Raw genomic sequence first — 8,362 nt, 5'->3', positions numbered from 1 at the left:
ATGGGTCTATGAAGCGATTATTGTCGGAAAGAAAACTGGTGAAATTGCAGCGGAACAAAACGTTTCCACCAACACGGTCGGAACATGGCGAAAGCAGGCACTGAAAAAAATGCGCAACAGCCTTAAAGACCGTTCCTTCAACGTTTAGTTCGCCTTTCTCTCCACCTTGTTTGCAACAAGCAAACAAGAAATTTATCCTATCTAAGATAAAATTATACAAATATTCTGTAAGCTTTTCAATTAATTTCGCTGCTTTTTTATCAGTTTATACTGATTTTTACAAATGAATACCCGAACCATAAATAGGCAAATAGTTCCACAAAATTAAGAGATAAGATGGGACCAGGGCGGATGGGCTCCGGGCAGTTGGCACCAGAGCAGTCCGGCTCGGGGCGGATGGCAACAGGGCAGTTGGCACCTGAGCAGACAGGCTCGGGGCGAATGGGGCCGGGGCAGTTTAGCACTGGGAGGAACAGGACAAAGCCGATGAGCTCTGAGCCCCTCCTCTCTACTGCTGGTATTTTGTTTGAACGAATTCTAGGTCAGACATGAGAGCTTTTAATTCCACTTGTGTGAGTGGCACGAGCATTTGATCATAGAGGGTAATGATTTGGCCCTCTTTCTCATGCTCGTGCTTTTTTAAATAATTGTACAGGTCGTGCAATTGGTTTTCTTTTAAACTCGATTCTGTGGTAAAGGATTTCACTTTTTGTAAGGAGAAGATATTTGTTTCGTTATCAAACTCACCTGAAATAATTTGTCCGTTAAAATACGGCATGCTGTCCTCCAAAAATATTTCGATTTTTGTCGTACTTTTTCTATGGTAGTTTGCCCACTTATATGAAAAATAATTGGGGGCAGAGCGATTTGGCTCGGGAGAGATTTGCACCGGGCAAATAGGGTCAGAGCTGTAATTGATCCGAGTAAATAGGGCCAAGGCAATTTTGCTCTGACCCTATTTGTTGTTCATTGGTCGGTTTTTAGTTATTTTGTGCCGAATCTTGCACCCAGTCGTCTTTTGCATTGATAAAATCGCTGTAAGCATTTGCTGCACCGGTTGATGAGAATTCAAAAAAAGAGAGGACTCGATTCGTTGAAAGAAAGGGGAGATTATTGAAGTCTTTTTCACAGTAAGCATTATAGCTGCTCCAGGAATAGTGTTCGGGTTTGTCCACCAAATTAGATTTCACAGGATTTAAGTGAATATATCGACTAACTTCGATGAAATACGTAGCTGAATCAATGAATTCAGCATGATAACGTCCTTGAAATACATGCCCTACTAAATCATGTCTCTGATTAAAATACGTGGCATACCTTGAATGCAAATATCTCATGATATCCTTCGTTGGGCTTTCTTTCGTTTCGAGAAGCAAATGAATGTGGTTTGTCATGAGGCAATAAGCGTGGAGGGTAAAGGGATATTTTTCATTCGTAGCTTTAAGCAATCTTAGGTACATCTTTCTATCCGTGTCATCTTTAAAAAGGATCTCTTTTCGGTTCCCGCGACTTGTTATATGGTAGATTGCTCCGGGAAACGAAGGCCTTCGTTTTCTTGCCAAGTGCATCACCCTTTCTTAATAATTATGAGTAAAATAAAAACGTTTCCTCTACATCATTCGCTAAAAAAAGTGAAAATCCTTCAAAAATAATATAGAGGACAGGGCAGTTTTGCACCGACCCCTTTTGCTCTGACCCCTACTTTGCTTGAATATGGTTGTGGGAAATAGTATAGTTGATTTGGACATGATTTGGACTTACTTTACAGGGGGGTAAAAAAGATGACATTCAAAAAGCCTTTATATGTCTTAGCAAGTGGATTTTTTGCTTTGTGGATTCTCGCAGCTTGCTCCGCTGATGAAGAGCCAACACCTGTTGACGACAACGACACAGAGGAAGTTGAAACTGACCAAACAGATGAAGCAACAGAACCTGATGCAACGGAAGAGTCAGAAAGCAAGGCCACCGACAATGAAGGTGGAATCACTGAGGATGAAACCTTAACAGGACAGCTTCTTGATGAAGAAGGCGTTCTTGGAGGGCAAGTGTATCGTCAAGACGATATGATGATTGGCACAATTATGCTTGATGCAGAGCTAGAAGATAGCGCAGCTGAAGAGCTTGCTGAGCGATATGCCGAAGAAATCAAAGCGCAGTATCCTGACTTGGCTGTAAATGTACAGGCCGTTAAGGACGGAGAAAATGTTGCTAATATTACATTAGAGTAGACAACAAACAAAGAAGCCCTTCTCGTGTGAAGACCCTCTTTGTTTTTAACAGATAGGGTCAGCCTATAAAGCGCCCTGACCACATTGGCACGGAGCAGAAGTACTCTGAGCATTTATGATCTGGTGCAAAAAGGGTCAGTGCAGTTTGGCTCTGGGCAAAACTGCACTGACCCCCTTTTATTAAGAATTTTGTGGCGTGTACGCTTTCCATCGGCTGAGGTCAGGGTTTTCCTTCGTGACCATTTCTTTAGGAAAGATAAATGTCCACGGCTTGGTTGTATTCGCTCTTACGGTGAGATTGTCTAATTTAAATCCACCTTTTGCAACAACCTCACCCGTTGCATCCTCCACATGAAGAGGAAGCTGTTCAAGATTAATGTTCTTTTCTGAACCATTGCGAATAAGCAAGATGACATGTAATTGTTCATCCTTCTGCTGCGCCTGCAGCCCCATAAAGTTGATTTCTCCCTTTTTAGGCGGCTCGATTTGGTCTACCAATTGACGAAGCTTATCCTTTTGCTCCTCCGGTAAAGACTTCTCCCAGCTTGAATCAAGCTCAAGCTTATGCTTTTGTTCAAGTAAGAATGCAAGCTTCCAACCCGTATTTGGCACCTCTTTAGAAAACAAGTCTTTCTCCGTAAACACAAAAACCCATGGGCGACTGCTTAAGGCAGGAATTTCTCCTACCTCTTTAAGGTCAAATTCTTTCCGACCAACAACCTTGTCATCCTTGTCCAATAAAACGAGGTTTGTCTCAGAAATCGAGATCGCTTTATCGAGGCTATTTCGAATAAACGCTGTAACATGAAGTTCTTTTTTTAACTCGTCTTTTTGGATTTCAATTCCTGTAAGCGAGACTTGGTTCGGCTTTAACGGAGCACACTCCCCATTTAAAAACTGAAACGCATATTGGTCTTCTTTTGAAACGATCCAATCAGGGTGAAAAGACAATTCTGGATGAATCTCTTCATTTTTACTAGTTGCAGATTGTTCATTTAATAGATCCGTCGATGAAACAGAGCTATCCTGCCCTTCAAGCTCTAACTTTTCATTTTCATCCCTATTTTTAAAAAAAGATAACATCTAGGGGCCTCCTTAGTAACAATACTACTTCCCCTTATTTTATCATAAATTTGGGGTCAGTGCATTTTTGCTCTGACCCTTCTTGCTCCGGGCTGCGTGGTCCGTAGCATTTTTGCTCTGACCCCTCTTAATGAAGACGTAGCTTTCCGCCTCTTCAGGGCTAGCAATTTGGTAGCTTGCATGAGGCAGTGACGGTACAAGCTGTATTTGCTTCAGCCGAGCAGGAACATGAGGATTGCGATCAAGCGCTTTTTTTATCGCTTTCTCAAGCTCCTTTTTCCCCTTACTCGTATGAAATAAATAGAGGATGTAGCCATAGATAAGGTGCAAGCTTCCGTCATCCCCATATTTATCAAATAGTGGCTTACACTTTGCATATTGTCCGCTCTCTAGATAAAACGGATCCCTTGATTGTCATCAGGATTTAGCTCTAGCATTTCCTCCCAAATCGCTACTGCTCTCTCCGATTCACCTATCGTATTCAATAATTCGGCATATGCATCCAATGCACACATGTATGGCCGCGTCTTATGAATGACCCAGAAATCCCCTCTATTCTGCTCCAAATACCGTTGAATCTCCTGTTCCGCTAAAGCAATCGCTTTTTTATAGTACTTCGCTGCTTCCTCCACACTCATACTTTCATCCCCTAATAACACATGGGCATCCACATTTTTCGGATTAAGGTTCAGAGCAGCCTGAATGAGCTCATACCGTTTTTTTCCTGACGCCCCCATTGCTTCATACACGTAGTCCTGTGCCTGTACGGACTCGCTCATTTCAATTTCATCTTCACGGGCCATCAATTCATTCAGGTAAGCGTTCAGTTCGTCTAGAGATTCAAAATTATGCTTACTCAACTCCTCTTGAATTTTCGCCATCGCTCGTTCTCCAGCAAAAGGCTGAAATGGCACCTCGTTATCTTCCACCTCAAATGGATTTTCGATGTCATTTGCAAAGTATTGCATTATATCGTCGTTTATATCAGCAAGGGTGCTTTCGATTTTTTTCGCATTTCGACCGATTGCACCAGCAGAGACGCCATACTTTTCCGCTAACTCACTTTGTGTAAAATAAAAAGGGGAAAATGGGAACTGGTTGATCAAATATTCAATGGCCGCAGCATACGCACTTGGCTTTTTTACAATTGGATTTTGCCTTTTGCAGTATTGTTCCCACAATAACACAGCGATTTTATCGAGACCCATTTCCGCATATTCAAACGCTAGCATTTCATCTAACTCGTCAATTACCTCTTCCTGCTTAGCGGTTAATTGAATGTCTTCATCCATATCTGGCTTAGATGCCAGCACCCTAATAAAATGATCGAGTAACTCATACGGATGATTGGCCAACCATTCGCGAATCTTGTTTTCTGGTTGTGCATAACGCTCGATAGCACTGAAAAGAAACACATCAAAAAAGGCTTCCTCTAAACCAGGCTCTAAAGCAACAAACTCAGGGAAAAAGTGATACCCTTTCTGATTTTTAAAGAGCATGCCTAAGCCCAAATTTCCGTACCCATCGTCAACATGATCGACTAAGAGAACAGTATACGTCTCACCTGTTAATAAATCGCGTACTTCTTCATGATGGTCTGTTCGGTTTACCACGTTGAACACACTGAATACCGTTGTCTCAGGCCATTGTTCAATAATCGAAGCCGTGGTCAAGCGCATCCCCTTCTTTTTCTCTTTTTCAAACATGCTTGTAAAAACAGTCTGTCCTTCTTGTTTGTAAAGGAAAATAAGGTAGAGAAAAATCATATAGATTTCAAAAATCTCATCTTCCTGACCTAAGTTTGCGATCATGTCGCTTCGTTTCTCTAAGACTTGCTTAAAGGCTTCGTTTTCTCTCTCACTTATAGGATTCATCAACAAATTGATGAAACTGAATAATTTCTTCATTGCAAAAAGGTCAGTGCACTTTTGCACTGACCCTTTTTGCTTCGGGCTCTCACGCTCTGGGCAATTCTGCCCTGTCCCCTAATGCTTCGGGCTCCTCCAGCCTGGGCACTTCTGCCCTGTCCCCTAATGCTTCGGGTTCTCACGCTCTGGGCAATTCTGCTCTGACCACAAATGCTTCGGGCTCTCACGCTCTGGGCACTTCTGCCCTGTCCCCTAATGCTTCGGGCTCTCACGCTCTGAGCACTTCTGCACTGACCCTTTTTGCTTCGGGCTCTCACGCTCTGAGCACTTCTGCACTGACCCTTTTTGCTTCGGGCTCTCACGCTCTGGGCACTTCTGCTCTGACCACTAATGCTTCGGGCTCTCACGCTCTGGGCACTTCTGCTCTGACCACTAATGCTTCGGGCACTTCTGCTCTGGACCCACTATTGGCGCAGCAATGGGATTCTCTTTTTGTATTTGTCGATTAGCTGCTGGTTATGCTCGTCAGCCCCTTTTAAATTTCCACTTAAAAAGACAGGTGGATCGATGCCGCGATCAATGAGCAGCTGAACGGCTTGTACAAAAATACCGTTCAGGATCGCAGCGCCAACAACCGTCGAGCTAGGGCCGGACTTCGCTTTGACGCCTTCGTGCTTGATGAGGGCGTCTCCAGCTTCGGTATGATTATCAATGACGAGATCAACAACCTCATACAAATGGTTTTGCTTTACATGCCTTGAAGGACGACTTTTTGAATAGCTGACCGAGGTGAGCCCAATCGTAGCGGCGCCTTTTTCCTTTGCGATCAGCGCCACATCAATCGGGACCGGATTAATCCCCGAATTGGAGATAACAACCATCACATCGCCCTTGCGGATATCCTGATGCTCCATCACTGCTTGCGCTGCACCATTCATTCGTTCTAATTTCGTTGAACGAACAGGACCTTTATGAAGCATAAAATCCTCCATGAGCAGAGGGTGAATCGGAGCTAACCCTCCTGCACGATAAAACACCTCTTCTGCTAACAGGTGAGAATGACCGCAGCCAAAAAGGTGAACGACCCCGTCATTCTCGATGCAATCGGCAATCATTTTTGCCGCCTCATGCAGGTTCTCTTCCTCTTGTTCTTTTACACGCTCCAACGTGTTTGTAATTTCTTTAAAATAATCATTCAGCATCTTTTTTCCCTCAATTGCTAATGATTTTGTTTCACCTCAGCGGTTCATGTTAATGGTAAACTTATAGCGATCCGCCCGGTAGGAAGACTTCACATATTCTAGCGGCACGCCATCCTCCAAAAACGTATGCCGTTCAATGAGAAGAATGGGGACACCCTTCTTGATATTTAAATGCTTCATTTCCATCTCGGAGGCAAGGGCTGCTTCTAACGTTTGCGTAGCCCGGCTGATGGTAAAGCCTAGCTTCTCTTCAATGTATTGATAAAGGGAATGATGAATGACCTCCTCAGTCAATCCTATGACAAGGTTCGCCGAAATATAGACTGTTTCCAACGCCATTGGGACGTCATCGGCAAGGCGAATCCGTACGATTTCATAAACCGGCTCATATTTATTTATCTTCAACTGGTCAGCGATTTTATCCGTTGCTGGAACAATTTTAAAGTGAAGCAGCCTGCTACTCGGAACGAGTCCTCTCGCTTTCATATCTTCTGTAAAGCTTGTTAAGCCAACGAGCTGCTGCTCTAATTTTTTCTCCGCTACAAACGTCCCTTTTCCTTTTTGACGGTATAAGTAGCCATCATTGACGAGATTGTTAATCGCTTGTCGGACCGTCATACGACTGATCTGAAGCTGTTCAGCGTACTCCCTCTCAGCAGGCAAGGCATCCCCTGGCTGTAATTCGCCACTCTCAATTCGTTTCTTAAGCTGTTCGGCCAGTTGATAATAAATCGGAAGAGGGGAGCTTTTATCAATCATCCATGTTCGACTCCTTTCAACGGCTAATCACCCTCCTGATCGTGCCTGATGATCAGCAACAATGGTCACGTTCCTATGCTGTTTTAGGATCGATGCTGGAAAGGCGCTACTCACTTCACCATTCAATAATCTGTGCATCGCTTTCGCCTTCCTCGCTCCTGATACTAACAGCAGGATTTCTTTGCTCTTCATAATCGTGGCAATCCCCATTGTAATTGCATGGGTTGGCACCTCATCCATCGCCTGAAAATAACGAGAATTAGCTTTTCGTGTTGATTCTTCAAGCTTGACGACATGGGTACGTGAATCAAAAGAGGTTCCAGGCTCATTAAAGCCAATATGTCCGTTCTCTCCTATCCCTAGCACTTGAAGATCAATGCCACCTGAAGCATCGATGTTTGCTTCATAACGCTTACACTCTTTTTCTAAATCAGAGGCTAATCCGTTCGGGAGGTGTGTATTCGATTTATCAATATTGATATGATTGAACAAAAAACGATTCATATAATCATTATAGCTGTTTGGATGAGTCGCCGAAAGACCCACATACTCATCCAAATTGAAGGTCGTCACCTCTTTATAGGACGTTCCATTCGCTTTGTGATCTTCAACAAGCTTTTGATACAGCCCTTTTGGCGTGCCTCCTGTAGCAAGACCAAGGTTCATCCGACCAACATTTTTCACTTTCTCAATGATCAACTCAGCTGCTTTCTGACTCATTTCATCGTAGCTCTCAACCTTGATGATGTTCACTCGTACGACTCCTTTCTTTCATAAGCAAGCTTCCCTCGACAAAAGGTCATAACGACATCGAACGCTTCGTCAACAATGACAAAATCTGCATCCTTTCCTATGGCAATGCTTCCTTTTCTGTCAAAAACGTTCAGTTGCTTTGCTGCATTGACAGATGTCATTTTTATTATGTCTGAGAGCGTAGCGTTCGTGTACGATTGAATGTTCTTTGCCGCATCCTTCATTTTCAGCATGCTGCCCGCAAGCGTACCATCGCCTAACGTGGCTTCACCGGCTTCAACACGCACCTCTTGCCCTCCTAAATCATAGGTGCCGTTCTTCAAGCATTTGGCCCGAATCGCATCCGTAATTAAGATGAGGCGCTCACTGGTTTTCTGCTTATACGCAAGTTGAATCATTTCAGGGATAACATGAATGCCATCGGCAATGATTTCAACAAGAAGCTCATCCTTCAATAAAGCGGCTCCTG

Annotated in this window: 11 protein-coding genes; 2 read left to right on the top strand and 9 right to left on the bottom strand. The window is 43.6% G+C overall.

Features of this window, described 5'->3' with window-relative positions:
* Positions 1–16 precede the first annotated feature (16 nt).
* Entirely contained in the window at positions 17–148 is a 132-nt protein-coding gene (locus BLT_RS24885) for a LuxR C-terminal-related transcriptional regulator (RefSeq protein ID WP_394295489.1), read from the top strand.
* A gap of 360 nt (positions 149–508) precedes the next feature.
* Here the strand turns inward: BLT_RS24885 and BLT_RS0101620 are convergent, their stop codons facing one another.
* Positions 509–778 carry a hypothetical protein gene (locus BLT_RS0101620; protein ID WP_017726087.1) on the bottom strand — a complete coding sequence of 90 codons (270 nt, stop codon included), beginning with the start codon at positions 776–778 and terminating at the stop codon, positions 509–511.
* Between the two features lie 202 nt (positions 779–980).
* Positions 981–1,562 carry an REP-associated tyrosine transposase gene (locus BLT_RS21195; RefSeq protein WP_017726086.1) on the bottom strand — a complete coding sequence of 194 codons (582 nt, stop codon included), beginning with the start codon at positions 1,560–1,562 and terminating at the stop codon, positions 981–983.
* 219 nt (positions 1,563–1,781) lie between these two features.
* Between BLT_RS21195 and BLT_RS0101610 the strand changes: the two genes are divergently transcribed.
* A complete protein-coding gene (locus tag BLT_RS0101610; RefSeq protein WP_017726085.1) occupies positions 1,782–2,228 on the top strand; it encodes a hypothetical protein in 447 nt (148 codons plus the stop codon).
* A gap of 180 nt (positions 2,229–2,408) precedes the next feature.
* Here BLT_RS0101610 and BLT_RS0101605 read toward each other — a convergent pair whose 3' ends face one another.
* The 7 genes from BLT_RS0101605 to BLT_RS0101570 form a co-directional block, all read right to left on the bottom strand.
* Positions 2,409–3,311, bottom strand: coding sequence for an accessory Sec system S-layer assembly protein (locus tag BLT_RS0101605; protein ID WP_017726084.1), 903 nt, complete (start codon positions 3,309–3,311; stop codon positions 2,409–2,411).
* A gap of 42 nt (positions 3,312–3,353) precedes the next feature.
* A complete protein-coding gene (locus BLT_RS0101600; protein ID WP_017726083.1) occupies positions 3,354–3,641 on the bottom strand; it encodes a hypothetical protein in 288 nt (95 codons plus the stop codon).
* Between the two features lie 59 nt (positions 3,642–3,700).
* Entirely contained in the window at positions 3,701–5,122 is a 1,422-nt protein-coding gene (locus tag BLT_RS0101595; protein WP_152414252.1) for a tetratricopeptide repeat protein, read from the bottom strand.
* 521 nt (positions 5,123–5,643) lie between these two features.
* Positions 5,644–6,381, bottom strand: a complete 738-nt coding sequence (locus BLT_RS0101585) for an SIS domain-containing protein (RefSeq protein ID WP_017726080.1) — start codon at positions 6,379–6,381, stop codon at positions 5,644–5,646.
* A gap of 36 nt (positions 6,382–6,417) precedes the next feature.
* Complete coding sequence (locus tag BLT_RS0101580; protein WP_017726079.1) at positions 6,418–7,140, bottom strand: GntR family transcriptional regulator; 723 nt, start codon at positions 7,138–7,140, stop codon at positions 6,418–6,420.
* A gap of 27 nt (positions 7,141–7,167) precedes the next feature.
* Positions 7,168–7,893 (bottom strand): glucosamine-6-phosphate deaminase, encoded by a 726-nt coding sequence (gene nagB, locus BLT_RS0101575; RefSeq protein WP_017726078.1) that lies wholly within the window; start codon positions 7,891–7,893, stop codon positions 7,168–7,170.
* On the bottom strand, positions 7,890–8,362 hold a 473-nt coding region (locus tag BLT_RS0101570), incomplete at its 5' end, for an amidohydrolase family protein (RefSeq protein ID WP_017726077.1). The genes nagB and BLT_RS0101570, both read right to left, overlap by 4 nt.

Source organism: Halalkalibacterium ligniniphilum, assembly GCF_000334155.1.
GTDB classification, from domain to species: Bacteria; Bacillota; Bacilli; order Bacillales; family Bacillaceae_D; genus Halalkalibacterium; species Halalkalibacterium ligniniphilum.
This window is presented reverse-complemented; position numbering and strand designations above follow the sequence as displayed.

Coding starts and splice junctions, on each gene's coding strand:
- BLT_RS0101620 (WP_017726087.1), bottom strand. CDS start 778: ATGCCGTATTTTAACGGACAAATTATTTCAGGTGAGTTTGATAACGAA.
- BLT_RS0101610 (WP_017726085.1), top strand. CDS start 1,782: ATGACATTCAAAAAGCCTTTATATGTCTTAGCAAGTGGATTTTTTGCT.
- BLT_RS0101605 (WP_017726084.1), bottom strand. CDS start 3,311: ATGTTATCTTTTTTTAAAAATAGGGATGAAAATGAAAAGTTAGAGCTT.
- BLT_RS0101595 (WP_152414252.1), bottom strand. CDS start 5,122: ATGATCGCAAACTTAGGTCAGGAAGATGAGATTTTTGAAATCTATATG.
- BLT_RS0101585 (WP_017726080.1), bottom strand. CDS start 6,381: ATGCTGAATGATTATTTTAAAGAAATTACAAACACGTTGGAGCGTGTA.
- BLT_RS0101580 (WP_017726079.1), bottom strand. CDS start 7,140: ATGATTGATAAAAGCTCCCCTCTTCCGATTTATTATCAACTGGCCGAA.